Here is a 24,901-nt window from a genome sequence, read left to right on the forward strand (position 1 = left end):
CAGCACGTACCCGACGGGCTGCACCAGGGCCTCGGGCAACAGGTCGTACGCACGGACGGCCCGCACGCTCCCGGCGGGGTCCGCAACCTTCAGAGCGCCCGCCACGATCCACACGCCCCCGGTCACCAACCGCGCCACGAGCCCGACCCACGCCGTCACGGGCCCAGATGGTACGGCTGGGGTCTGAGAGAGCGCTGAGTCCGACCTGAGGGGATCCGCGCCCCGCCCGCGACGGTTAGGGTGAATCCTCGTGAACGAACGACTGGTGTGGATCGACTGCGAGATGACCGGCCTCGACTACGTGGCCGACGCGCTGATCGAGGTGGCCGCGCTCGTCACGGACTTCGACCTCAACGTGCTCGGCGAGGGCATCGACCTGATCGTGAAGCCTCCGGCGGAGGCGCTGGAGCAGATGACGGACTTCGTCCGCTCGATGCACGAGAAGTCCGGGCTCCTCGCCGAGCTCGAGAACGGGATCACCCTGGCCGAGGCCGAGCAGCAGGTGCTGGCCTACATCAAGGAGCAGTGCGGCGCCCAGAGCCGGCCGCCGCTGGCGGGCAACTCGGTCGCGACCGACCGCACGTTCCTGGCGCGCGACATGCCGACCCTCGAGTCGTTCCTCCACTACCGGAACGTGGACGTGTCCTCGATCAAGGAGCTCTCCCGCCGCTGGTTCCCTCGCGCCTACTTCCAGTCGCCCGCCAAGCGCGGCAACCACCGCGCCCTGGCCGACATCCAGGAGAGCATCGAGGAGCTGCGCTACTACCGGGAGGCGGTGTTCGTACCCGCTCCCGGACCCGATACCGACACCGCCCGCGAGATCGCGGCCCGGCACGGCGGCTCCCTCACCGGGCTCGGTCCGCCGCCTGCTCCCGATGCGGAGACGGACGCGCCCTAGGGCTACAATCTTTCCGGTCCCCGGCCGCGTGCCGGGGTCATCCATGGTGGGCGTAGCTCAGCTGGTAGAGCATCGCGTTGTGGTCGCGAGGGTCGCGGGTTCAAGCCCCGTCGCTCACCCCAGACGGCAGACCGGCCCCTGATCCGTTCCTCGACGGGCCAGGGGCCGGTCTCGTCTCAGGTTCAGATGCGGATCCGGCCCCTGCAGACCTGGCCGCTGGCCTTGTGCACGGCCCGGAACCGGAAGGTGTCCTGGCCCTGCGCGTTGCCGGTGTGGCGCTCGACGTCGAACGACCCGCTCGGTCCCCGGGTCGTGCCGGTCCCTCGGTCGACGACGTTCCCGTTGCGGCGCAGCACCCAGCGCCACCTCTGGCCGTTGCGGTTGCTGTCGACCTCGCCCTCCACCTCAAGACCGCCGTTGTCGGGCTTGGCCTTGAGCTTCCAGTCCGCGCTGCCCGAGCACGAACCGCGCCGCTCGACCTCACCGTCGCTCGCGTGCGCCGTGCCGACCGTGAAGGCCGGGAGCGTGGCGGCGATCAGGACGGCGGTTGCGGCACCGGTACGCATGGTCTTCATGTTGTTCCTCGATTCCTTCGGTCCAGTCACCTGGTGTGCGGCCCAGGGGCCACGGTTGGGTTTGTCGTGCCCTCACCGTGACCGGGGTCGGCTCAGCCGCGCGTCATCGGTCCCTCAAGATCGGGTCAAGACCCGGCCGCCGCCGGAGAAGTGAGCTGTGTCCGAGTGTCTGTGTGGCGTCGGTGTCACCTGGTGACACGGATGCCACACGGTCCCGGATCAGGCAGGGATGTGACCGAAGTGGCCGCGCTGGAAGTCCTCATAGGCCTGCATGACCTCGGCCTTGGTGTTCATCACGAACGGTCCGGCCCAGGCCAGCGGCTCGCGGATCGGGCGGCCGCCGACCACGATCACGTCCATCGCGGGTGACCGGCTCTCCTGCCGTCCGTCGGCGGTGACGGTCACGTAGTCGCCGGAGCCCAGCACGGCTGCCTGACCGGTGTGGATCGGCTGTTCCGTCGTACCGACGGAGCCGGACCCGTTGAGCACGTAGACCAGGGCGTTGAAGTCGACGTTCCAGGGGAGGTCGAGCCTTGCCCCCGGTTCGATCGTCGCGTGCACCAGGGTCATCGGCGTGAACGTCGAGCCGGGGCCGTGGTGGCCGGAGACCTCGCCCGCGATGACGCGGACCAGCGCACCCGCGTCGGACGACGCGACGAGCGCGACCTCACCGGAGCGGAGGTCCTGGTACTTCGGGTCGTTGAGCTTCGCGTCGCGCGGCAGGTTCACCCAGAGCTGGATGCCGTGGAAGAGGCCGCCCTTCTCGACCAGCCACTCCGGCGGCGCCTCGATGTGAAGGATCCCGGCGCCGGCCGTCATCCACTGCGTGTCGCCGTTGGTGATGGAGCCGCCGCCGCCGTGTGAGTCCTGGTGGTCGAAGACACCGTCGATGATGTAGGTGACGGTCTCGAAGCCGCGGTGCGGGTGCCACGGCGTGCCCTTCGGCTCGCCCGGCGCGTAGTCCACCTCGCCCATCTGGTCCATCATGATGAACGGGTCCAGCTGCGCCAGGTCGATCCCCGCGAAGGCTCGACGGACCGGGAACCCCTCTCCCTCGAGCCCCTCCGGCGCGGTCGTGACCTGCCACACCGCGCGCGGCTGGTCGCCCAGCCCGGGCGCGGGCAGCCGGTCCAGGACGGTCAGGTCGTCGACGGTGATGGCAGGCATCTCGGTCCTCCTCAGGAGTGCACCTGCCACGATCCTAGTTGAAGATTTGATATTCCGCTCCTGCGTGGGCCTGGATGGAGCAACCCTTAGGTTGGAGCGATGAGTCCCGCGCAGCCGTCGTACGACGTGACCGTGGTCGGAGGTGGACACAACGCACTTGCTGCCGCCGCCTACCTGGCACGCGCCGGGCTCTCGGTCCTCGTGTTCGACCGGCTCGACCACATGGGAGGTGCCACCGCATCGGTCGACTCGTTTCCGGGTCACGGCGTGCGCCTCGCGCGGTACGCCGCTCTCGGCTCGTCACTGCCCGCCCAGCTGGTGTCCGACCTCGACCTCGACCTGCGGCTACGACCGCAGCCGGCGCCTTCCGCACCGGCCACGGATGCCGGGGCCTGGGAGGCGTTCGACACCGATCTCGCCAAGCTGCTGGACGTCGTCGCCCCGACGTTGCTCGAACCCCTCCCCACCGAGCGGGTGATCCGCGACCAGGTGCCGGACGACATCTGGGACGACCTGGTGGTGAATCCGCTCGGTGCCGCGATCGAGCGGCGCTTCACCGACGACGCGGTGAGGGCGGCGCTGGCCGGTGACGCCCTGAGCGCCGGCTCCACCTCCCTTGCCGACGCTGCCCTCACGCAGAACCGCTGCTTCCTCTACCGCCGGCTCGGCAGCGCCACCGACGGCTGGCAGGCGCCCGTCGGCGGACCGACGGCCCTGAGCGACGCGCTGATCCGGGCCGCGACCGAGGCCGGCGCCGAGCTCGTCAGTGCAACCGGGGTCTCGGCGATCCGTGGGGACGACGATGAGGCCGAGGTCACCTGGCACCGCGCCGGCGAGAGCGGCACGGTCCGGGCACGCCACGTGCTCGGCGGGGTCGCGCCGTGGGTGCTGCGGATCCTGATGGGCGAGGGCGAGGAGCCGGAGACGAAGCCGGCCGGCTCCCAGCTCGTCGTGAACCTGCTCCTCGACCGGCTGCCGACCCTCGCGTCGTGCGTCGACCCGCGCGTGGCGTTCGCGCGCACGACGTACGTCGGCACCGAGCCGAGCCGGCTCGAGGCGGCGTACGCCGAGGCGGCCGATGGTCGGCTACCGGCCTCGCTCCCGCTGCGCGTCGAATGTCCGTCGCTCGCCGATCCCGCTGTCCTGGGTGACTCCCCCGCCGGACACCACACCCTGGCGCTGCTCGCCTCGCACGTCCCGGCGTCCCTCTTCGCGGGCGACCACGACGCCCGCAAGTCCGAGGCGGTCGAACGGGTCCTGGCCACGCTCGACGCGCACCTGGCGGAGCCGATCGCCGACTGCCTGGCGACCGACTCCGAGGGCAGACCCTGCATCGCCGCGACCACGCCGCAGGAGGTCGAAGCGGAGCTGGCGATGCCCGGCGGCCACCTGTTCCACGGCGACCTGGACTGGCCGTGGGCCCCCAACCGGGCCAGGCTCGAGACGCCCGCCCAGCAGTGGGGTGTCCAGACCGACCTCGGCTCGGTGCTCGTCTGCGGCGCCGGAGCCCGCCGCGGCGGAGCGGTCTCCGCCGTCGCCGGCCACAACGCCGCACAGGCCGTCCTGGCCTCCCGCTGAGCGAGCGGTGGCTGAGGTGCGAGGAGCGCCAGCGACGAGCCTCGAAACCCCCACCCCTCGCACCTCGTCTCGATTTCTCCCGGGCTGTCGGCCGCTGGTAAAGTCGGGGGCGTTCCACAGCATGCGCCATTAGCTCAATTGGCAGAGCAGCTGACTCTTAATCAGCGGGTTCGGGGTTCGAGTCCCTGATGGCGTACCGAGACAAGCCGCAAGTCAGACGCCCGTTTCCGGGAAACCGGGAGTGGGCGTCTTGGCTTGCTGCCCACACCGGGTTCCAGACCTGTCAGTTGCAGGTCATGCTGGCCCCGCCCTTCTTGTTCACGACGAACTTGCTGTTCAGCCAGATGTCGTTCCCGTTGAAGTCGGTCACCCGGCAGTCGCCGAAGGTGAACACGTTGATCCTCGTGCCGTCGGGCCAGTTGGTGTCGTCGGCGTCGAACTGACAGGTGACCTTGACCGACCCACTCCTGGTCGCGACCTTCACAGCCTTCGTCGTCTGGTTGCCGAACCCGTCGAAGCACAGGAACCCGTCCTGGTTGATCACGATCGACTTGTTCACGCTCTCGGCCTGCGCGGCTCCCATTCCCGCACCGGCGACGAGCGGCACCGCCGCCACCACCGCTACCAGTAGCTTCCTCATGCGTTCCCTACCCCCCCTGGTTGTCTTCGGCATGGTCGCTCCGAGGATCGTCCTGCCGGCTGCGCACACACTCTCGACCGTTGGACCCACGGTCAATGACCCGTCTAGCGCAGATGCGCTGCAGGCTGTCAGCGGCCCTTCCACACCGGCTTGCGCTTCTCCGCGAACGCGCGGGCGCCTTCGAGCTGGTCCTCCGAGGCGTAGAGCGTCGCCACTGTCGGTATGGAACCCGACGTGATCCGGCCCATCGCCTCCTGGAACGACAGGGACTCGGCGACCCGGGCGGTCTCCTTGATCGCGGCGAACACCAGCGGTGGACCGGCGGCGAGCATCCGTGCGACCTCCCAGGCACGCGCGCGGACCGCCTCGTCGTCGGGGAGGACCTCGTTGACCAGTCCCCAGCGGGCCGCCTCGGTGGCCGCCATCCAGCGGCCCGTCAGGAGAAGCTCCATCGCCACGTGGTAGGGGATCCGCTTCGGCAGCTTCACCGTGGCCGCGTCGGCGAGCGTGCCGGCATTGATCTCGGGCAGGCCGAACTGCGTGCTCTCCGACGCGTAGATCAGGTCGCACGACAGGGCCAGCTCGAAGCCGCCGCCCATCGCGAGCCCGTGAACGGCGGCAATGACCGGCTTGTTGAGCCCGGGCAGCTCCTGGAGCCCGCCGAAGCCACCGACGCCGTAGTCGCCCTCGACCGGGTCGCCGGCGGCCGCGGCCTTGAGGTCCCACCCGGCAGAGAAGAACTTCTCCCCTGCCGTGCGCAGGATCGCCACCCGGAGCTCGGGGTCGTCGCGGAAGCCGGCGAAGACCTCACCCATCATGCGGCTCGTGGCCAGGTCGATGGCGTTGGCCTTGGGGCGGTCGAGGGTCACCTCGAGGACGCCGTCCTCCTGGTGGGTCCGGACGCAGTCACGCGGGGCGCGGGTCATCGTCATGCTCCCAACGGTCGCAGCATCGAGCGGGCGATGATGTGGCGCTGGATCTCGGACGTGCCGTCCCAGATGCGCTCGATCCGGGCGTCGCGCCAGATCCGCTCCAGCGGGAGCTCGTCCATGAGCCCCATACCGCCGTGGATCTGGATCGCCTCGTCGGCCACCATCGCCAGCATCTCGGTCGCCTTGAGCTTGGCCATCGCGATGTCGGCGTCGGTCGCGGCACCCTGGTCGTACCGCCACGCGGTGTGCAGCGTGAGCAGCTCCGCGGCCCGCAGCTCCGTGGCCATGTCGGCCAGCTTGAAGCCGACCCCCTGGAACCGACCGATCGGCTGACCGAACTGCTTGCGGCGTGCGGCATGCGTGACCGACAGGTCCAGCGCTCGCTCGGCCCTGCCCAGGCAGGTCGCAGCCACCTGGAGCCGGGTCGATCCGAGCCAGGTGCCCGCCAGCGCGAACCCCTGGCCCTCCTCGCCGAGCAGCGCGTCACTGGGGACGCGGACATCGTCGAAGTCGATGATCGAGTTGGTGTACCCGCGGTGGGAGACGTTGCGGTAGCCGTCGTGAAGGGCCACCCCGGGGGTGTCGAGGTCCACGAGGAAGATCGACATCGTCGCCCGACCGGTGTCGTCGGTGCCGGTGCGGGCGAGGAGGATGACGAAGTCGGCCGCGTCGGCGTGGCTGATGAAGTGCTTGGTGCCGCTGATCCGCCAGTCGTCCCCGTCGCGGGTCGCGCGGGTCCGGATCGCGCGGACATCGGACCCCGCCTCGGGTTCGGTCATCGCCAGGCAGTCGACGCGCTCGCCGCGCACGCAGGGGAGCAGGTAGCGCTCCCGCTGGTCGGGAGTTCCGGCGAGCAGGATGTTCGAGGGTCGCGCGACCCCGGTGTAGTGCAAGGCATAGCTGGTCTTGCCGAGCTCCTTCTCGAACAGCACCAGCGTGACCGCGTCCAGGCCGGCTCCGCCGACCTGCTCGGGCATGTTCGCGGCGTACAGCCCGGCCGCCAGGGCCTTGCGGCGGATCTCGGCGGCGAGCTCGGGCGGCAGCACGCCGGTCCGCTCGACCTCCTCCTCGTGCGGGTACAGCTCGCGCTCGACGAACGCCCGGGTCACCTCCACGATGCTGCGCTGCTCATCTGTCAACGCGAAGTCCATAGCGTCTCCTCGGATCGGGACTGCGTCCATCCGGCTCTCGGCACTGCAGCGCCCGAACGTTGCGCTTCGTAGCAGATCACATACCCGAGGACTCGTACGAGAACGCCGCAGCGGCCTCGCGGATCAGGGTGGTGGCGGTGGCCAGGGTGGGGCTGGCGTTCCGGTTGCGCGTCAGGTGACGCAGCACGACCCGGCGCATCCCCAGTCCGGGGACGTCCAGGACGTCCACGCCCTGAGCCGGGAGCGACTCAAGGGCCAGTGCGGGCGCCAGCGTGACCCCCTCGCCGGCAGCGACGAGCGCGAGAGCGTTCTGGTAGCTGAAGAAGCTGTGCTGAGTCGACTCCTCGCCGCCGAGCTCGCGCCGGACTCGGTGCATCGCCTTGGCGCTCGCGGCAGAGGGGTCCAGGCCGATCCACGGCATACCGAGGCGACTCAGGTCGATGACGTCCGTGGTGATCAGGGCGCCCGAAGGAACGACCAGCTTCCACGGCTCGTCGAGCAACGGTACGTCGGTGGTGCCGCGCGGCGGTGTGTAGCTCTCACCGGCGTCGAGCTCGACGACGACCGCGTCGAGCATCCCGGTCCGCAGGTCCCGCATCAGGTCGGCCTCCTCGGCCTCCACGGTCCCGAACCGGAGCGCGGGGTAGCGGTGGCGCCAGTCCGGGAGCGCCGGTGCCAGGACCGTGGCCAGGAACGACTGGAAGCCCCCGATGCGGACCGAGCCGCTGACCTCGGCGGCGGTCTCCTCCAGTCGGGAGCGGGCCACCGCGACCGCGCGCTCGACGTCCTCGGCGGCCTCGGCCAGGGCGAGGCCGGCCGGTGTCAGCACGCTGCCGGACGACGCCCGGTGCAGCAGGAGATGGCCGGTCTCCCGCTCGAGCTTGGCGATCTGCTGGGACACCGCCGAGGCCGTCACGGCCAGCTCGTCTGCTGCGGCGAGGACGCCGCCGTACCGGGCGACGGCGAGCAGGAAGCGCAACCGACCAGGGTCGATGATCACTTCAGCAATGCTAAACCCCGGATGTCGTGAAGTGCAATTGTGCTAACCCCGGTGATCCCTTCACCATGGGTGCGGTCGGGCCGGCAGTCGGCCGCGCAGGAGCACGTCGAGGGAACAGGGATGATCGCGTTAGCCATGGGGTGGATCGGGACGATCGGCAGCATCGCTGCCTACGTCCTGCTGAGTCGCGGCCGGTGGCACGCGACGTCGCTCCGCTACTCCGCGCTCAACGGCGTGGCCGGGCTGCTCGCCGGTACAGCCAGCGCTGTGTACGGCGCCTGGCCCAGCGTCGGCTCCAACCTCCTGTGGGCCGCGATCGCCGCCCACTCGGCACTCACCACGCTGCGCGCCCGCCGCTCCGCCTCGCGGTGGCCGGTGCTTGCCAGGGTCAGCAGCTACAAGGGTCGGCCTCAGCCGGAGCAGGTCGAGGCGATGGCCGGCTGAGCACCCCGGACAACGAGGAGCAGTCGCTCACCGCGGACGTCACTGATGGACCATCACGGCGCGCTCCCGGCCCTCGTCGGTGCCGTGATCGGCGACGTCGGCCAGGTCGAAGCGCACGCGGTGGATGACTCCCTCGAACCGGTTGTGCACCGGTAGATAGTCATCGGTCACCGGGGTGCCTCGGTCGACGCCGACGTTGAAGGTCTCGTCGAAGGAGAAGTAGTACGCCGTCGTGACCGGGATCCGGCCCGAACCGACGCTGACGCCATCGACCTCGAGGACCACCTCGGCGCCGCTGCCGGGCGGCCCGCCGTCGTAGGCGAACCGGACGACGAGCTCGTGCCGGCCCGGCGTGATCGGCCCGGATCCGCGCACGGTGGTGAGGTCGCGGCCCACGTAGTTGTACGCGTACGCCGGGACGCCGTCCACGCAATACAGCGACCACCCGCCGAACCGCCCGCCCTGCGCGACGACCACGCCGTTGGTCCCGGTGTGCACCTCGAGGTCGGCGGTGATGACGTGGGAACGGTTCTTCACGTTGGGAGCCGCCTCCTCGCTGAGCCGGCCGGTCCGCGGGCCGAAGCTCAGGGTCGACCGACCTCGGTGCAGGTCGAGCCGGCCGGCCACGTCCGGGTTCTCGCGCTCGGTGACCCGGTCGTCGAGCGGCAGCACGTGGTGCTTCTCGGCCTCCTGGTCGAAGACCCGCCGGAGATCGCGCAGCCGATCGGGGTCGGTGTCGGCGAGATCGTGCGCCTGGGTCCAGTCGGTCGTGTGGTCGTAGAGCTCCCAGACGTCCTCGTCGAAGGGACGCTCGGGGGTGTCGACCATCTCCCAGGGCGTGCCGTGACGGGTCACGGCCGTCCAGTCGTCGTGGTAGATGGCCCGGTTGCCGATCATCTCGAAGTACTGCGTGGTGCGCCGGTCGGGCGCGTCCGCGTCGTCGAAGGAGTAGCGCAGGCTGGTGCCCTCGACCGGTTGCTGCCGGACGCCGCCGACCCTCTCGGGCTCGGGCAGGCCGACCGCGTCGAGGATCGTCGGCAGCACGTCGATCACGTGGTGCCACTGGTGTCGGACCTCGCCCCGTGACGCGATGCCGTTGCCCCAGCGCACGATCATGCCGTCCCGCGTGCCGCCGAGATGGGTGATCTGCTTGGTCCACGGGTACGGCGTGTTCATCGCCAGCGCCCAGCCCACCGGGTAGATGGCATACGTCGTCGGGTCGCCCAGGGCGTCCAGCCGAGCGGCCATGTCGGCGGTGTCGTCCTGGATGCCGTGACCGACCATGTGCTCGCGGAAGGTGCCGCGCGGACCGCCCTCACCGGACGCGCCGTTGTCACCGAGCAGGTAGAAGAACAGCGTGTCGTCGAGCACGCCGAGCTCCTCGAGGGCACCGACGAAGCGGCCGATCTGCACGTCCGCGTGCTCCGCGAAGCCGGCGTAGGTCTCCATGAACCGGGTCGCGACGCGGCGCTCGGTCTCGTCGAGCTCGTCCCAGTGCGGCACGCCCTCCGCCCACGGGGCCAGCTCGGCCGACTCGGGCACGACGCCGAGCTCCTTCTGCCGGGCCAAGGTGGCCTCGCGCTGGGCGTCCCAGCCCGCGTCGAAGCGGCCGGCGTACTTGTCGCGCCACTCCGGGGCGACGTGGAAGGGCGCGTGCGTCGCACCGAGGGCTAGATAGGTGAAGAACGGCCGGTCCGGGGTGATCGCACGCTGGTTCTCGACCCACTCGATGGCCCGGTCGACCAGGTCCTCGGAGAGGTGGTAGCCGTCCTCGGGGAGCCGGTCGGGCTCGATCGGGTACCTCCCCTGGTAGAGCTGCGGGTACCAGTGGTTCATCTCCGCGCCCATGAACCCGTAGAAGTAGTCGAAGCCCTCCCCCATCGGCCACCGGTGGAAGGGGCCGGACGGACTGACCTCGACCGGCGGGGTCTGGTGCCACTTGCCGAACGCCGCGGTGCAGTACCCGTTGCCGCCCAGGATCTGGGCGATCGTCGCTGCGCTGGCCGGGCGGTAGCCGTGGTAGCCCGGCTCGGGCGTCGACATCTCCGAGGTCACCCCCATCCCGACCGAGTGATGGTTCCGGCCGGTCATCAGCGCCTGCCGGGTCGGCGAGCACAGCGGCGTGACGTGGAAGCGGCTGTAGCGCAGCCCCTCGTCAGCCAGCCGTTGCGCGGTGGGCATCTCGCACGGCCCGCCGTACGCCGTCGACGCGCCGAACCCCATGTCGTCGATCAGCACGATGACGACGTTGGGTGATCCGGCGTCCGGCAGGACCGGGCGGATCGGCCTGGCCGTGGTGTCGACGTCGAGGGGAAGCGCGGTCCGACCGGGTCGGCTCGGGTTCGGGCGGTGCTCGGCGGTCACGGCTCAGCGTTCCTCCGTCCTGGCGATGTGGTGGCGGGCCCCGTTCGTGGTCACTGTGGCGTCGGTGTCGGCAAATGGCAATCGGCGCCGGACGGCCGCGCTGCGCTCGCACGTCGGGTGCGGGTCAGCGTCGGCGGGCGCGGTAGGCAGCGACGGCGGCCCGGTTGCTGCAGGACGGACTGCAGAAGATCTTGGAGCGGTTGCGGGACAGGTCGAGCACGACGCCCTGACAGTCGTCCTGGGCACAGACATCGAGCCGCGACATCTCGTCGGCCCGGATCACGTCGATCATCGCCATCGCGGTCTCAACTGCGATCCGCTCGGCCAGCGGGGTCTGCGGATCCACGACGTGCAGGTGCCAGTCGAGGTCGTCGTGCCTGACGAGCTTCGGCCTGGCCTCGGCCCGCTCGAGCAGGTCGTTGACCATCTCCACCGCGGTGTCGCGCTCGGCGGTGAGCAGCTGGCGCAGGCGAGGACGCAGCGCACGGACGTCGGCCAGCTCGGCCTCGTCACGGTCGTGGCGACCGGTGTAGCCGAACCCGGCCCAGAACTCGTCGAGCTCGGCCAGGGAGGTGAGCGTGTCGGGCGCCTCCGCCGAGTTGACGAGCGACACCGCCGCGAGCAGCGCCTGCTCGGTGTCACGTGCGAAAGTCACGCTGACACCTTACATCGAGGCGGTATCGCTCCTCATGCTCAGGCAGACGGCGAGGCCCCTCGCCCTGTGATCTCGGCTGCGGCGGCGATGGCCATCGCGCCGAGCTCCTCGAACCGGTCCTCACCGAGGCGTTCGCTCGGCCCCCAGACGCTGACGACCGCGACCGGGTGCCCGGCGAGGTCGAGCACCGGCGCCGAGACCCCCCAGGCCGTGCTCTCGAACTCGCCCCGGCACACGGCGTACCCGCGCTCGCGGGTGAGCGCGAGCTCCTTCTCGAGCGTGGCCAGCGAGGTGATCGTCGCCGGGGTGTACCGCGGCAGTCGCGAGCCCTGCGGCAGCCTCAGGAGCACGCGGAGCTCGGCCGGGTGGGAGAACGCCAGCAGGACCTTGCCGGTCGACGTCGCGTGGATCGCGACCTCCCGGCCTTGCCAGCCGGCCGCCACCACGGTATCGGCCGTCGACTCGGCGACGTAGGTCAGCGCGCCGCCGCGCACGACGGCCAGCGCCGCCGTCTCCCGCGCCGCGGCCGCCAACTGCTGCAGCACGACCCGCGCCGAGCGGACCAGGGCGACGCCGTCGGCCTGGCCGGCCAGGTCGATCAGGCCGAACCCCAGTGTGTACGTCCCGGTCTCCGGGTCGTGCGTGACCAGGCGCTCGTGCTCGAGCGTGGTCAGGATGCGCCACGTCGTGGTGCGGTTGAGCCCGACCGTCGCGGCCAGCGCGGTGGCGGAGCCGGCTGACCCGGTCGCCGCCGCCACGGCTCGAAGCAGGGCCGCAGCGCGCTCCACCGACTGAACCCGGGTCGACGCGGGGCGCTGCGTCGAAGGTGACAACCGAGTGACCGTTTGGCCCGATTCATTGACCGGCACAACCCACCGCCTTTATGTTGCGTAGATCACATCACACGTTCGCATAGCGCAACAGGGAGTCACCAAGTGAACCAGACCTCGCGCCGCCACCTGGAAATCTCCCGTCGACAGCTGCTTCGCTACTCCGGGGTCAGTGCCGCTGCGGTCGCAGGAAGCGGATTCCTCGCCGGATGCGGAGGTGACGGCGGGGGCGGTGGCGGTGGCGGCGGTGGACCGCAGGGCTCGGGCGGCGTCCTGATCCACGGCGCGACCGGCGGTGGCAGCAAGGACACGCTCGACCCGCACGCGCCGGTCACCAACCCCGACATCGCCCGGGCGAGCAATCTCTACGAACCCCTGCTGTTCTGGAACAGCAACTACGAGCTCGAGCCGGCTCTCGCGGAGTCGATCGAGGGCTCGAGCGACGCCACCACGTGGACCATCAAGATGCGCCCGGACGTCACGTTCCACAACGGCAAGACCGTGACGGCCGAGGACGCGTGGTTCAGCATCCAGCGGGTCGCCGATCCGAAGGCGCCGCTCTCCGCCGGTGGCCAGCTGTCGCAGATCATCGACTTCCAGTCGACCAAGGTGATCGACGACACGACTCTCGAGCTGGTGCTCAACACGCCGTACGCGATCCTCGACGGGCTGCTCGCCGAGTACACCCTCGGCATCATCCCGACCGACTTCGACATCGCGAACCCGGTCGGCACCGGCGCGTTCGCCTACAAGTCCTTCGAGCCGGGCAAGACCAGCACGTTCACCAAGTACGCCGACTACTGGGGCGATCCGGCCTTCGTCGACGAGCTGCAGATCCAGGACTTCGCCGACGACAGCTCCAAGGTCAACGCGCTGCAGTCCGGCCAGATCCAGACGGTCGACAACCTGCCCTACAACCTGATCGAGACCATCGAGGGTGCCGGTGGCGGCGTCCTGGTGTCCGACACCGGTGCCTGGATCCCGTTCACGATGCGTGTCGACGTCGCTCCCTTCAGCGACAACCGGGTGCGGCAGGCGATGCGCCTGATCGTGGACCGACAGCAGATGATCGACCAGACGCTGAGCGGCTACGGCATCCTCGGCAACGACCTCTACGCGCCCTTCGACACGGCCTTCAACAGCGACCTGCCCCAGCGCGAGCAGGACATCGACCAGGCCAAGTCGCTGCTCGCCGAGGCGGGCCAGGAGGGGCTGCAGGTCGAGCTCTTCACCGGCGACGACATCGGCTCGGTCGCCCCGGCCGCCGCCAACCTGTTCGCCGAGCAGGCGAAGGCCGCGGGCGTCGACGTGAAGGTCACGAAGAAGACACCCTTCTACGACGACGACTACCTGTCCTACGCCTTCGCGCAGGACTTCTGGAACACGCGCAACTACATCCCCCAGGCAGTGGTCGGCACCTTCCCGCCGAACCAGGGCGGCACCTACAACGAGACGCACTGGGACAACGAGCAGCACCGGGATCTCGTCAACGCCGCGGCCAAGGAGCTCGACGAGACCAAGCGCACGGAGCTGCTCCACCAGGCGCAGGAGATCGAGTACAACGAGGGCGGCCTGATCATCTGGGGCTTCCGCCAGCAGGTCGACGGCTACGCTGCCGGCGTCCAGGGTCTCGAGCCGAGCAAGTACCTCCCGCTCGGCTCCTACAAGTTCCAGCACGTCTCGGTCCAGTAGGGCCGGCAGGGATCTCGGCATGACTGACGTCGCGACCGCTCTGCAGGATCCGCTCGAGGAGGTCGCCCCGCCGAGGGGCCAGCACGGCGCGGCTGCCTGGGCACTGTGGATCGCCCGACGGCTCGGGCTGGCCGTCCTGACCCTGTGGCTCGTCTCTGTCCTCACCTTCCTGGCCACGGCCGCCCTGGGCGACCCGGTCCGGGCGATCCTCGGCCGCGACTACAACTCCAACCCCGGCCGCGTGGCCGAGCTGGAGGCGCTCCTCGGCACTGACCAGTCGCTCGTGTCGCGGTACCTCGACTGGCTCGGCGGTCTGCTCACGGGCGACCTGGGCGTGTCCCTGGCCAACGGGCAACCGGTGGGTGAGCAGATCTCCGACACCGTGCTCAACTCCGCGGTGCTGGTCCTCCTCTCGGCGGGGGTGATGATCCCGCTGGCCTTCATCGTCGCGATGATCTCGGTGCACTACCGCCGCAAGCGCCCGGACGCCGTGATCCAGACGGTCCTGCTGGCCATGGCCGGGCTGCCGGAGTTCGTCATCGGCGTGCTGCTGATCGCGCTGTTCGCGACGACCGTGTTCACGGTCCTCCCTGCGGTCACGCTGGTCCCGCAGGGTGGGAGTCCCTGGGACGAGCCTCAGAGCATGGTGCTCCCCACGCTGACCCTGGTGCTGTGGGTGACGCCGTACGTGTCCCGCATCGTGCGCGCCTCGTTGCTCGAGGTGATCGACAGCGACTACGTCGAGCTCGCTCGCCTCAAGGGCATCCCCGAGAAGGTCGTGATGCGCAAGCACGCGCTGCTCAACGCGATCGTGCCCGGCATCCAGGTGATCGCGCTCCAACTGGCCTTCCTGGCAGGCGGTGTCGTGGTCGTCGAGACGCTGTTCTCCTACCCCGGGATCGGCCGCCAGCTCGTGGACTCGGTGCGCAACCACGACGTGGCCATGGTGCAGGCACTGAGCATGATCATCGCGAGCGTCTACGTCGTGGTGAACCTGATCGCGGACCTCCTGTCCATCCTGTTGACCCCACGCGCGAGGACGGCGATCTCGTCATGAGTGCAGAGGCAGTGACCCCACCCCCGACCGAGCCGCCCATCGCACCGGCCGAGCCCTCGACGTTCCGGAAGGCGATGAAGCAGAAGCGCTTCGTCGCGGGTCTGGGGATCACCCTGCTGCTCGTGGCGTTCGTGATCGCCGGGCCCTACCTCGCGCCGTTCGGGGAGACCGAGGTGGCCGGGCCTCCCTTCAGCAAGGAAGGGGTGCTCGGCACCGACTACCTCGGCCAGGACGTGCTCAGCCGGGTGATGTACGGCGGCCGCGAGATCCTTCTCATCGCGCTCTTCGGCACCCTGCTCGGCATGGTCCTGGGCATCGCGATCGGCATCGTGGCGGCCTACGCCGGCGGCTGGTGGGACGAGGTGATCATGCGTCTCAACGACGTGGTCCTCTCCTTCCCTCAGATCCTGCTTGCCCTGCTCGTGCTCACCGCCCTGGAGCAGCCGACGGCCTGGATCCTGATCGTGCTCGTCGGCGTCTCGCACGCCCCTCGAGTCGCCCGACTGGCGCGCGGTGTCGCACTCGGCCTGGTCTCGCGCGACTTCGTCACCGCCGCCGAGGCGCTCGGCGAGAAGCGCACACGGGTGATCGTCGCGGAGGTGCTCCCGAACATGAACGCCCCGCTGCTGGCCGAGGGTGGGCTGCGACTCACCTTCTCGATCGGGTTCGTCGGCTCGCTCGGCTTCCTCGGGTTCTCGGCCGACCCGGGGGCGGCCAACTGGGGCCAGATGATCCAGGAGAACGGCCTGGGACTGCCGACCCAGCCCTGGGCCGTCCTGGCGCCGGTGCTGATCATCGCGATCTTTTGCATCGGCACCAACCTGATGGCCGACGGCATCGCGCAGGTCGCCCAGCGAGGAGAGGCCTGATGACGGCGACCGAGCAGGGCCCCGCCACCGCGAAGGCGCCGACCGGCGGGCTGGTCGTCGAGGACCTGGAGGTCATGCTCACGGGCAAGGACGTCGACGTCGTCGACGACATCGACCTCGTCCTGCACCCCGGCGAGGTCGTCGGCCTGGTCGGCGAGTCGGGCTCCGGGAAGACGACCGTCGGCACCTCCCTGCTCGGCTACTCCCGGGCCGGCGCCGTGATCTCGGCGGGCAAGGTGCTCCTCGAGGAGCGAGACGTGCTCGCGATGCACTGGCGCGACATGCGGCAGGTGCGCGGCGAAGAGATCGCCTACGTCCCGCAGGACCCGGCTTCCGCGCTCAACCCGAGCATCCGGATCGGCAAGCAGCTCGTCGAGCTGCAGGAGCTGCGCGGCATCGGGACTTCGGAGTCCCGGCGCCAGGGTGCTCGGGATGGGCTGGCCGAGGTCGGTCTGCCCAACGACGACGAGTTCCTGAGCCGCTACGCCCACCAGCTGTCCGGTGGCCAGGTCCAGCGGGTCGCGCTCGCGATGGCGTTCCTGCCCAAGCCGAAGGTGCTGGTGCTCGACGAGCCCACCACCGGCCTCGACGTGACCACCCAGGCGATGGTGCTGGCGACGATGGCCGAGCTGTGCCGGGCGCACGGCGTCAGCGCGCTGTACGTGACCCACGACCTGGCGGTGGTCGCCAACATCGCCGACCGGGTCGCTGTCATGTACGCCGGTCAGATCGTGGAGCTCGGCCCCCGCGACGCGATCTTCAGCAACCCGTCGCACCCCTACACCCGGGCGCTGCTGGACTCGATCCCGCACTTGAGCCAGGCGCGGGCGCTCACCGGCATCCCGGGTCGTACACCCGCCCCGGGGGCACGCCCCGCCGGCTGCCGGTTCAACGACCGGTGCTCCTTCGCGATCGATGAGTGCCGCACCGCCGTCCCGGCCCTCCTCCCGATCGCGGACGCGCACGATGTCCGGTGCATCCGGGCACACGAGATCGGATCGTGGGACATCTCCCGCGGCACCGTGCCCGACGCAGACCCGGACAAGCCGCGCGAGGTGATCCTGTCGGTCGAGGGACTCGACGTGTTCTACGGCCGCACGCACGTCGTCCACGACGTGAGCTTCGACCTCGCCAAGGCCGAGGTGGTGGCGCTGGTCGGGGAGTCCGGCAGCGGCAAGACCACGATCTCGCGGTCGGTCGGTGGGCTGCACAAGGACTGGAAGGGCACGATCGCGTTCGAGGGCGACCCGCTCGCCCGGGGTGCTCGTCAGCGCAGCGCGCTCAACCGCAAGCGACTGCAGTACATCTTCCAGAACCCGTACCTCTCGCTGAACCCGCGGCTGACGATCGAGCAGATCGTGAAGCGTCCGATGGAGCTGTTCGGGATCGCCAAGGGCAAGGAGGCGACGGACCGCGTCGTCGCCCTGCTCGACCAGGTGGCCCTCGGCCCGGCCATGCTCCGCTACCAGGCGAGCCGGCTCTCGGGCGGCGAGCGGCAGCGGGTCGCGATCGCCCGGGCACTCGCCGCCGAGCCCGACGTGATCATCTGCGACGAGATCACGTCGGCACTCGACGTGTCGGTGCAGGGCTCGATCGTGGAGCTGCTCGAGGGCCTGCGGCAGGAGCGCGGCATCAGCATGCTCTTCGTGACCCACAACCTCGCGCTGGTGCGCTCGATCGCCTCCCGCGTGGAGATCCTCCAGCGGGGCCGCGTCGTCGAGGCCGGCCCGGTGGTCGAGGTGATGGACAACCCGCGCGAGGACTACACCCGCACGCTGTTGAACAACAGCCCGAGGATCGACTGAGGCCCCAGCGTGCCTGCCTCCATAGCGGGGACCCGGCCCTCCGGCCTCCGGTCCATCGACGTCGACACCCACCCGCAGCACCCGAAGGAGTCCTCCCCGTGAACCGCAACGTCATGATCACCTGCGCCCTGACCGGGGCCGGCGACACCGTCGGCCGTTCGGAGCACGTGCCCGTGACTCCCGAGCAGATCGCCGAGTCGGGCATCGCGGCGGCACGAGCGGGGGCCACCATCGTGCACATCCACGTGCGGGACCCCGAGTCCGGGAAGGGGTCACGCGACGTGGCGTTGTACCGCGAGGTCGTGGAGCGGATCCGTGCCTCCGACGTCGACGTCGTCATCAACACCACTGCCGGCATGGGCGGCGACCTGGTGCTGGACCCCCACCAGCCCACGTCGTTCCTCGACGGGACCGACCTGGTCAGCGGGGTCGACCGGCTGCCGCACGTCGAGGAGCTGCTGCCCGACATCTGCACCCTCGACTGCGGCAGCCTCAACTTCGGCGAGGGCAGCCTGGTCTACGTCAGCACCCCCGACATGCTTCGCGAGGGCGCGAAGAAGATCCAGGAGCTCGGCGTCCGCTGCGAGATGGAGATCTTCGACACCGGCCACCTGTGGTTCGCCAAGCAGCTGGTCGAGGAGGGGCTGATCGACGCCCCGGCGATGTACCAGCTGTGCATGGGCATCCCGTACGGCGCGCCCGCCGACCCGCTGACCCTCGCGGCCATGGTCAAGCAGCTGCCCGCGGACGCGGTGTGGGCGTCGTTCGCGCTCGGTCCGATGCAGATGCCCTGGGTGGCGCAGTCAGTGCTGCTCGGGGGTCACGTCCGCGTGGGTCTCGAGGACAACCTCTACCTGAGCCGGGGCGTGAAGGCGACCAACGCCCAGCTGGTCGAGCGGGCCAGGACGATCGTGGAGAGCATGGGCGCGAAGGTGGCCACCCCCGACGAGGGGCGTGAGATCCTGCAGCTGAAGGCGCGGTCTCGATGAGGCCGAGTCCCGAGGACGTCCGTACCGTCGTCTGCGCCGGTGCCGGCGTCATCGGTGGCGGGTGGGTCGCCTACTTCCTGGCCCGCGGCTACCGCGTCGTCGCCTGGGACCCGGGTGACGGCGCGGAGGAGCGTTTGCGTCACCTGGTCGACGCTGCCTGGCCGGCGCTGACCGAGCTCGGGCTGGCCGACGGCGCGGCTCGGTCGAACCTGGCCTACGAGCCCGACCTCGCGGCGGCCTGCGCACAGGCCGACTTCGTCCAGGAGAGTGCTCCGGAGGACTTGGACCTCAAGCGTCGGCTGCTGGCCGACATCGACGCCGTGACGCCGGAGGGCGTGGTCATCTCGTCGTCGACCTCCGGCTACGCCATGACGGAGATGCAGACGGACTGCGCCGACCCGGGACGCACGGTCGTCGGGCACCCGTTCAACCCGCCGTACCTCATCCCGCTCGTGGAGGTGGTCGGCGGCAAGCTCACCGACCCTGACGTGGTGGCGTGGGCCTCGGACTTCTTCCGGCTGGCCGGCAAGTCGGTGATCACGATGGATCACGAGGTGCCCGGCTTCATCGCCAACCGGCTGCAGGAGGCGCTGTGGCGTGAGGCGTTGCACATGGTGGCCGCCGGGGAGGCGACAGTGGAGCAGATCGACCTCTCGATCACCGACGGGCCGGGCCTGCGCTGGCCGATCCACGGGCCGATGCTCACCTTCCACCTGGCGGGCGGACAGGGCGGCATGGCGCACATGCTGGACCACTTCGGGCCGTCGCTGCTCTCGCCGTGGACCCGGCTGCAGGCCGCCGAGCTCACACCCGAGCTGCGCGACGCCGTGGTGGACGGGTGCCTCCGCGAGGCCGGCGACCGCACCATCGACGATCTCGTGGCCGAGCGCGACCGCGGCGTGATCGCGGTGCTGCGGGCGCTGGGTCGGGCGTGACCTTCTCCGTCTGGCGCGAGCCCGTCCAGGACGCGTGGATCGACTACAACGGGCATCTGTCCGAGGCCTACTACGTGCTGGTGCTCGGCCACGCCACCGACGCCGTGATGGACGCCGTCGGGCTGGGTCCGGAGTACCGCACCGCGAACGACGCCTCGCTGTACACGGTTGAGGCGCACATCCGCTACTTGGACGAAGTGTCCGCAGGCAGCGAGCTGGAGGTCCGCTCGTCGATCATCGGCGTCACCTCCAAGCTGCTGTGGATCTGGCACGAGCTGTGGGCCTCGGACCGGCTCCGCGCCAGCGAGGAGGTCCTGGGCGTGCACGTACGCGGCGGCTCCTCCGCGCCGTTGCCCGACGCCGTCGCGGACCGAGCGCGCGCCGTCTGCGTCACTCCACCCGATGGAGCAAGCGGCCAGATCCGGCTCCGCCAATAATTGCGGCTACTCGGCGTCGCCTCCGGTCTCAGCCTCGTGGTAGGCGTCGAGGGCGTCGTCCCACATCCGCAGCCAGCGCGACCACTGTGCCTTCGGAACGTCGGGTTCGTCCAGACTCAAGAAGTCCCAGTCCTGCGGATAGTTGTGCGCCACCCAGGCCCACACCCCTTCGACGTAAGTGGCCTGGCCGTTGGTCGCGTACGGCATCTGGTAGTCGGCCTGGACGACAGCGCCGTGCTTGACGTACACGGTGAAGCTGTTGCCGGTGAAGGGACCCGCGCCCATCGCCTCGGAGTACGCCGTGTGGATGTCGAAGGGACAGAGAACGGCCGTGCCGAACGGGGTCTCGGTCTTCGCCTCACACGGCTCGAAGAGGAAGGTCATGCCCCACACGACGTCGCGCTCGACGTACATCTCCCAGTCGGGGTAGGGCTCGCGGCCCGGCGCGAGGTACGTCGCGGCCCGTACCACGTCGCCGTCGCCGTACGCCTCGACGAAGCCCTGCGCGATCTCGGCGTCGGAGAGGACCTCCGACGGCGCCGCCGGCGGGGTTCCGTTTTCACCGCCTTTGTCGCCCAGCGCCCACACGCCGATCCCGGCCATCACCGCCGCCGCGGCAGCGACACCGACGGTCCACCGGTTGCGGGGGGTGTTGTCGGGGCCGATCTCGATCTGCTCCCTGAACCTCTCGTGCTCGGTGTGAGTGTCGGTACCGGTCATGGCATCCTCCGCGTGTCGGTGGAGGACATCCACCAGCTCACGCTCGATCTCCCGCGTGCTCATGAGCTTGCCTCCCACTGTGACGAGAGCGCGGCAATGCCGCGGCTCGCATGTTTCTTGACGGACCCCCGTGAGATCCCGAGCGTGTCCGCGATCTCGGCCTCGCTCTGGTCTAGGTAGTAGCGCAGCACCAGCACCTGTCGCTGCCTCATCGGCAGCTGCACCACGGCAGTCCACAGCTGATCGTGCTCAGCAGCATCGACGACCGACTGCTCGGCCGACGCCAGCTCCTCCGACCGCGGCACCAGTCGCAGCATCGCCGCACCCCCTCGCCGCCTGCGACGAAGCGTGTCCCGCCCTCCGTTGACGACGGACCGGTTCAGGAACGTCACCGCGGCGTCCGGGTCGCGCAGCTTGTGCCAGCGCCGGTAGAGGCCCAGGAAAGCCTCCTGCACGACGTCCTCCGCCGTGCGGCGGTCGTCAACCAGCAGCGCCGCGAGCCCGACGAGGCGTCGGTGGTGCAGGACGAACAGGTTGGCGACCACCGTGTCCCGGTCCTCCGCGACCGGACGCAGCCAGGGCTCAGCGCCCGAGCCTGGCTCGTACGCCGTCCGCACTACATCCACATGTGATCAGACGACGCTCCGTGTCAATGGTTGACCGGAGATTCCACATCTTTCAGATCGATCGCACCGGGTGGGAGCCCGAGCTCCCGCTCCGCGACGCCTGCTGACCAGGGCAGCACCCAGGCACGGTCGAACGGCTCGCCGTGGGCGACCGCCTGAAGAGTCAGCCCGTCGAGGATCGAGAGAATCCGCCACGCGGCGGCAGGCACGTCGGGGCAGGTGAACGTGCCGGCTGCGACGCCCTCGGCGATCAGCTCGGCCAGCAGCTGCTGCCACTCGAGGTTCAGGCGCCGTGACGCGGCCTGCAGGGTCGGACTCCGGTTGGCGTCGGCCCAGGCGTCGAGCCAGAGCTGGAACGCCCAGTCGCGGTCGTCGCGGAGGTAGGACCGGAAGAACTCCGAGAGCCGACCCGTCGGCTCGGACTCGCGGCTGACGGCCTCGCGGAGCACCTCGATGCCGCGAGTGGCGACCTCCTCGAACGCCGCTGCGACGAGCTCGTCCATGGAGTCGAAGTAGTGGTGGATCAATCCCGGCGAGGACTCCATCTCCGCCGCGACATCGCGGGCGGTAGTGGCTGCGATCCCCTTGCGGAGCATCACGGTGAGCGCCGCCTCCACCATCAGGCGGCGACGGTCCTCGTTACTCATCCGTGGAGACACAGGCGGAGTAGAACGTATTGATCGAGCGGTCCGCAAATGCGATGTTGTACGCGTGTACAAGACCACTCCGTTCCACGGGCGGCTCAACGAGCTCAACACCCAGGGCCTCTACACGCACTGGCAGGCGCACCTGTCACCGCTGCGGTACAGCCACGCCCCCAAGCACGAGTACTTCGCCGTCCGCAACAGCGTCGGGGTGTTCGACACCTCACCGCTGTACAAGTACCGGATCACCGGACCCGACGCGGAGGCGCTCCTGGCAGGCGTGCTCACCCGTGACATCCGGACCTGCCGACCCGGGCAGGCGCACTACACCCTGTGGTGCGACGACCGCGGCTTCGTCATGGAAGACGGTGTCGTGTTCCGGCACTCCGACGACGACTTCCTACTCACGGCGGCCCGCCCGACGCTCGGGTGGTTCGCCGACCACGGCCGGCGGCTCCGGGTCGAGCTGGAAGACGTGTCGGACGACTACGCGATGCTGGCGATCCAGGGGCCGCGCAGCGCCAGAGTCCTCGCGACGCTCGCGCCCGAGGTGCACGACCTCGGGTTCTTCGCTCACACCCAGGTGAAGATGGCCGACACCGAGGTGACCCTGAGTCGCACCGGCTACACCGGCGACCTCGGTTACGAGATCACCGTGCCGACCGACCGCGCGCTGGACGTGCTCGACACGGTGCTCGACGCCGGTGACGGCCACGGCCTCCGCCCGTTCGGCGAGGAGGCGTTGATGATGCTGCGCATCGAGGCCGGCCTCCCGCTGATCGACGTCGAGTGGCAGAGCTCGAGGACGGCCTTCACCGATGAGCAGCGCGTCACCCCCAAGGAGCTCGGCCTCGGCTGGATGCTCCGCGGCGTGCGCGACGGCGACCGGGCCTTCGTCGGCGGCAGCGCGATCCGGCGGGAGCTCACCGAGGGCAGCAGCCGCTGGGCCAGCGTGGGCATCGTGGTCGACTGGCACGACTGGGACCACCTGCACCGCGACTCCGGGGTGTTCCCGCCCAAGGACGAGCACCCCCTCCCCTACGAGTCGATGGTGTACGACGTCGCCGGGGAGGAGCTGGGGGGGTACGCGACCAGCTTCATGTACAGCCCGGTCCTCCAACGGCACATCGGCCTCGCTCGGGTCCGCCCCGAGCTGGCTCCGACCAGGGACCGGCCAGGTGCCGACGTGAGGCTGGAGATCTCGCTGCTCCACCGCACGACCACGGTGGCCGCAACCACCACCCGAGCGGCCCACTTCGACCCGCCCCGCAAGACTGCCCGGACAGGAGACTCATGAACACCCCCAAGCCCAAGGGCGAGTGGGACGCCATCGTCGTTGGCGGCGGACACAACGGACTCACCAACGCCGCCTACCTCGCGAAGGCCGGTCTCCGCACACTCGTCCTCGAGCGCCGACACCTCGTCGGCGGCGCCGCCATCACCGAGGAGCTGCTGCCGGGCTTCTCGTTCACGACGTTCTCGTACGCCCTCAGCCTGCTGCGGCCGGACATCATCCAGGAGCTGAACCTCGTCGAGCACGGGTTCATGCCGCTGATGATGCCGTCCTCCTTCCACCCCACCGGTGACGGCGACTACCTGCTGCTCGGCGACGACCACGGCCAGAACCTGCAGGAGATCCGCCGTCACTCCGCTCACGACGCGGACGCGTACGACCGCTACCACCACGACCTCGACCGGGTCTGCCAGGTGATCCGACCGCTGTTCGACACCGCGCCCCCCGACGTCTTCGGCAAGGACCCCGAGGACCAGGCGGACGTGAAGTGGCTGCTCGACCACCTCGGAGGGGTCGAGCGGAAGGTCATGCACGACGTGGTCCGGCTGCTCACCGGCAGCGCGTCGGACTGGCTCGACGACTACTTCGAGAACGACGCGGTGAAGGGGTTCCACGCGTCGTCGTCGGTGATCGGCAACAAGATCGGGCCGATGTCGCCGGGGTCAGGGCTGGTGCTGCTGTTCCACAAGATGGGCGAGCACGACGGCCACCTCGGGTCCTGGGCGTTCCACAAGGGTGGCAACGGCGGCTTCACCCAGGTCCTGGCGCGGGCGGCCGAGTCGTTCGGCGCCGAGATCCGGCTCGAGTCGCCGGTCACGGCGGTGCTGCAGCAGGACGGCAAGGCGGTCGGCGTCGCCCTCGAGGACGGCACTGAGCTCCGCGCCCCGGTGGTGGTCTCGGCACTCGATCCACGTCGTACCTTCCTCGACCTCGTCGACCCCCGCACGCTGCCGGGCGACCTGGTCGACAACATCGAGCGGATGAAGTTCCGGGGCGTCTCGGCCAAGGTGAACTTCGCCCTCGACGGACTGCCGGTGTTCCCCGCCCTACCCGACACCGTCGACCACTACGGTGGCTTCCTCAACATCGGCCCGACGATCGAGTACGTCGAGAGGGCGTTCGACGCCGCCAAGTACGGCTGGTACTCCGAGCGGCCCTTCATCGACGCCGCGATCCAGTCCGTCGTCGACCCCGACATGGCCCCGCCGGGCAAGCACGTCATGTCGTGCTTCGTGCAGTACGCGCCGTACGAGCTGCGCGGCAGCGACTGGGAGACCGAGCGCGACCGGTTCGGCGACAAGGCGCAGGCCGTGCTCGAGGAGCACTTCCCTGGCTTCGGCAGGCTCGTGCTGCACCGCGAGGTCGTCACGCCGGTCGACATCGAGCGACAGACCGGGCTCACCGAGGGCAACATCTTCGCGGGCGAGTTCCTGGCACCTCAGATGTACTTCTTCCGGCCGGCACCGGGCTGGAGCCGGTACGCGACCCCGATCGACGGCTACTACCAGTGCGGCTCGGGCACCCACCCCGGCGGCTGCGTGATCGGTTCTCCGGGTCGGCTGGCCAGCCAACGGATCCTGCGCGACCTCAAGGGCTGAG

At 69.9% G+C, this 24,901-nt stretch carries 25 protein-coding genes and 2 tRNA genes; 14 read left to right on the plus strand and 13 right to left on the minus strand.

What is annotated here, in order from left to right; translation table 11 throughout:
* A partial coding sequence (locus VFZ39_RS02900) for a MauE/DoxX family redox-associated membrane protein (protein ID WP_330864262.1) occupies window positions 1–159 on the minus strand: 159 nt, incomplete at its 3' end.
* A gap of 91 nt (window positions 160–250) precedes the next feature.
* Here VFZ39_RS02900 and orn point away from each other — a divergent pair.
* Together orn and VFZ39_RS02910 are read left to right on the plus strand one after the other, a co-directional pair.
* The gene (orn, locus tag VFZ39_RS02905; protein ID WP_330864223.1) at window positions 251–898 is read left to right on the plus strand and encodes an oligoribonuclease; all 648 of its coding nucleotides are present in this window, start codon (window positions 251–253) and stop codon (window positions 896–898) included.
* Between the two features lie 46 nt (window positions 899–944).
* Window positions 945–1,020 (plus strand) — tRNA-His (locus VFZ39_RS02910).
* Window positions 1,021–1,080: 60 nt separating this feature from the next.
* Here VFZ39_RS02910 and VFZ39_RS02915 read toward each other — a convergent pair.
* A complete protein-coding gene (locus VFZ39_RS02915; RefSeq protein WP_330864224.1) occupies window positions 1,081–1,473 on the minus strand; it encodes a hypothetical protein in 393 nt (130 codons plus the stop codon).
* Window positions 1,474–1,692: 219 nt separating this feature from the next.
* On the minus strand, window positions 1,693–2,640 hold the full coding sequence (locus VFZ39_RS02920) for a pirin family protein (protein ID WP_330864225.1): 948 nt from the start codon (window positions 2,638–2,640) through the stop codon (window positions 1,693–1,695).
* Window positions 2,641–2,739: 99 nt separating this feature from the next.
* Here VFZ39_RS02920 and VFZ39_RS02925 point away from each other — a divergent pair, with 99 nt between their 5' ends.
* Entirely contained in the window at window positions 2,740–4,218 is a 1,479-nt protein-coding gene (locus tag VFZ39_RS02925; protein ID WP_330864226.1) for a phytoene desaturase family protein, read from the plus strand.
* Between the two features lie 123 nt (window positions 4,219–4,341).
* Window positions 4,342–4,414 (plus strand) — tRNA-Lys (locus VFZ39_RS02930).
* 87 nt (window positions 4,415–4,501) lie between these two features.
* Here the strand turns inward: VFZ39_RS02930 and VFZ39_RS02935 are convergent.
* From VFZ39_RS02935 to VFZ39_RS02950, 4 genes are all read right to left on the minus strand, one after another.
* Complete coding sequence (locus VFZ39_RS02935; protein WP_330864227.1) at window positions 4,502–4,858, minus strand: hypothetical protein; 357 nt, start codon at window positions 4,856–4,858, stop codon at window positions 4,502–4,504.
* Between the two features lie 128 nt (window positions 4,859–4,986).
* Window positions 4,987–5,790 carry an enoyl-CoA hydratase-related protein gene (locus VFZ39_RS02940; protein WP_330864228.1) on the minus strand — a complete coding sequence of 268 codons (804 nt, stop codon included), beginning with the start codon at window positions 5,788–5,790 and terminating at the stop codon, window positions 4,987–4,989.
* Window positions 5,787–6,941: an acyl-CoA dehydrogenase family protein gene (locus VFZ39_RS02945; RefSeq protein ID WP_330864229.1), complete on the minus strand. Its 1,155-nt coding sequence runs from the start codon at window positions 6,939–6,941 to the stop codon at window positions 5,787–5,789. The genes VFZ39_RS02940 and VFZ39_RS02945 overlap by 4 nt, the downstream gene beginning before the upstream one ends.
* A gap of 76 nt (window positions 6,942–7,017) precedes the next feature.
* Window positions 7,018–7,941 carry a LysR family transcriptional regulator gene (locus VFZ39_RS02950; RefSeq protein ID WP_330864230.1) on the minus strand — a complete coding sequence of 308 codons (924 nt, stop codon included), beginning with the start codon at window positions 7,939–7,941 and terminating at the stop codon, window positions 7,018–7,020.
* Between the two features lie 120 nt (window positions 7,942–8,061).
* Between VFZ39_RS02950 and VFZ39_RS02955 the strand changes: the two genes are divergently transcribed.
* The gene (locus VFZ39_RS02955; RefSeq protein WP_330864231.1) at window positions 8,062–8,385 is read left to right on the plus strand and encodes a hypothetical protein; all 324 of its coding nucleotides are present in this window, start codon (window positions 8,062–8,064) and stop codon (window positions 8,383–8,385) included.
* A 39-nt stretch (window positions 8,386–8,424) separates the two neighbouring features.
* Here VFZ39_RS02955 and VFZ39_RS02960 read toward each other — a convergent pair whose 3' ends face one another.
* The 3 genes from VFZ39_RS02960 to VFZ39_RS02970 all read right to left on the minus strand — a co-directional run bounded on the left by VFZ39_RS02960 (window position 8,425) and on the right by VFZ39_RS02970 (window position 12,192).
* Entirely contained in the window at window positions 8,425–10,749 is a 2,325-nt protein-coding gene (locus VFZ39_RS02960) for an arylsulfatase (protein ID WP_330864232.1), read from the minus strand.
* A gap of 124 nt (window positions 10,750–10,873) precedes the next feature.
* Window positions 10,874–11,404, minus strand: a complete 531-nt coding sequence (locus VFZ39_RS02965) for a CGNR zinc finger domain-containing protein (RefSeq protein WP_330864233.1) — start codon at window positions 11,402–11,404, stop codon at window positions 10,874–10,876.
* 38 nt (window positions 11,405–11,442) lie between these two features.
* Window positions 11,443–12,192 carry an IclR family transcriptional regulator gene (locus VFZ39_RS02970; RefSeq protein ID WP_330864234.1) on the minus strand — a complete coding sequence of 250 codons (750 nt, stop codon included), beginning with the start codon at window positions 12,190–12,192 and terminating at the stop codon, window positions 11,443–11,445.
* 147 nt (window positions 12,193–12,339) lie between these two features.
* On the opposite strand from VFZ39_RS02970, the gene VFZ39_RS02975 reads away from it, so the two are divergent.
* The 7 genes from VFZ39_RS02975 to VFZ39_RS03005 all read left to right on the plus strand — a co-directional run bounded on the left by VFZ39_RS02975 (window position 12,340) and on the right by VFZ39_RS03005 (window position 20,018).
* Window positions 12,340–13,926, plus strand: a complete 1,587-nt coding sequence (locus VFZ39_RS02975; protein WP_330864235.1) for an ABC transporter substrate-binding protein — start codon at window positions 12,340–12,342, stop codon at window positions 13,924–13,926.
* 19 nt (window positions 13,927–13,945) lie between these two features.
* Window positions 13,946–14,983 (plus strand): ABC transporter permease, encoded by a 1,038-nt coding sequence (locus VFZ39_RS02980; RefSeq protein WP_330864236.1) that lies wholly within the window; start codon window positions 13,946–13,948, stop codon window positions 14,981–14,983.
* Window positions 14,980–15,852, plus strand: coding sequence for an ABC transporter permease (locus VFZ39_RS02985; RefSeq protein WP_330864237.1), 873 nt, complete (start codon window positions 14,980–14,982; stop codon window positions 15,850–15,852). Before VFZ39_RS02980 ends, VFZ39_RS02985 begins: the two co-directional genes overlap by 4 nt.
* Complete coding sequence (locus tag VFZ39_RS02990; protein WP_330864238.1) at window positions 15,852–17,657, plus strand: ABC transporter ATP-binding protein; 1,806 nt, start codon at window positions 15,852–15,854, stop codon at window positions 17,655–17,657. Before VFZ39_RS02985 ends, VFZ39_RS02990 begins: the two co-directional genes overlap by 1 nt.
* Window positions 17,658–17,755: 98 nt before the next feature.
* Window positions 17,756–18,646 (plus strand): 3-keto-5-aminohexanoate cleavage protein, encoded by an 891-nt coding sequence (locus tag VFZ39_RS02995; RefSeq protein WP_330864239.1) that lies wholly within the window; start codon window positions 17,756–17,758, stop codon window positions 18,644–18,646.
* Window positions 18,643–19,581 carry a 3-hydroxyacyl-CoA dehydrogenase NAD-binding domain-containing protein gene (locus VFZ39_RS03000; protein ID WP_330864240.1) on the plus strand — a complete coding sequence of 313 codons (939 nt, stop codon included), beginning with the start codon at window positions 18,643–18,645 and terminating at the stop codon, window positions 19,579–19,581. The genes VFZ39_RS02995 and VFZ39_RS03000 overlap by 4 nt, the downstream gene beginning before the upstream one ends.
* On the plus strand, window positions 19,578–20,018 hold the full coding sequence (locus VFZ39_RS03005; RefSeq protein ID WP_330864241.1) for a thioesterase family protein: 441 nt from the start codon (window positions 19,578–19,580) through the stop codon (window positions 20,016–20,018). The genes VFZ39_RS03000 and VFZ39_RS03005 overlap by 4 nt, the downstream gene beginning before the upstream one ends.
* A gap of 6 nt (window positions 20,019–20,024) precedes the next feature.
* Here the strand turns inward: VFZ39_RS03005 and VFZ39_RS03010 are convergent, their stop codons facing one another.
* From VFZ39_RS03010 to VFZ39_RS03020, 3 genes are read right to left on the minus strand one after another with little or no spacing between them, the layout of a single operon-like run.
* Entirely contained in the window at window positions 20,025–20,801 is a 777-nt protein-coding gene (locus VFZ39_RS03010; RefSeq protein WP_330864242.1) for a hypothetical protein, read from the minus strand.
* A complete protein-coding gene (locus VFZ39_RS03015; RefSeq protein ID WP_330864243.1) occupies window positions 20,798–21,364 on the minus strand; it encodes a SigE family RNA polymerase sigma factor in 567 nt (188 codons plus the stop codon). The genes VFZ39_RS03010 and VFZ39_RS03015 overlap by 4 nt, the downstream gene beginning before the upstream one ends.
* Window positions 21,365–21,387: 23 nt before the next feature.
* Window positions 21,388–22,011: a TetR/AcrR family transcriptional regulator gene (locus VFZ39_RS03020; RefSeq protein ID WP_330864244.1), complete on the minus strand. Its 624-nt coding sequence runs from the start codon at window positions 22,009–22,011 to the stop codon at window positions 21,388–21,390.
* 64 nt (window positions 22,012–22,075) lie between these two features.
* Between VFZ39_RS03020 and VFZ39_RS03025 the strand changes: the two genes are divergently transcribed.
* A complete protein-coding gene (locus VFZ39_RS03025) occupies window positions 22,076–23,305 on the plus strand; it encodes an aminomethyltransferase family protein (protein ID WP_330864245.1) in 1,230 nt (409 codons plus the stop codon).
* Window positions 23,302–24,900, plus strand: a complete 1,599-nt coding sequence (locus VFZ39_RS03030; RefSeq protein ID WP_330864246.1) for a phytoene desaturase family protein — start codon at window positions 23,302–23,304, stop codon at window positions 24,898–24,900. Before VFZ39_RS03025 ends, VFZ39_RS03030 begins: the two co-directional genes overlap by 4 nt.
* The last annotated feature ends 1 nt before the right edge of the window (window position 24,901 follow it).

The sequence above is a fragment of the Nocardioides sp. genome, assembly GCF_036374615.1.
Classification (GTDB): Bacteria; Actinomycetota; Actinomycetes; order Propionibacteriales; family Nocardioidaceae; genus Nocardioides.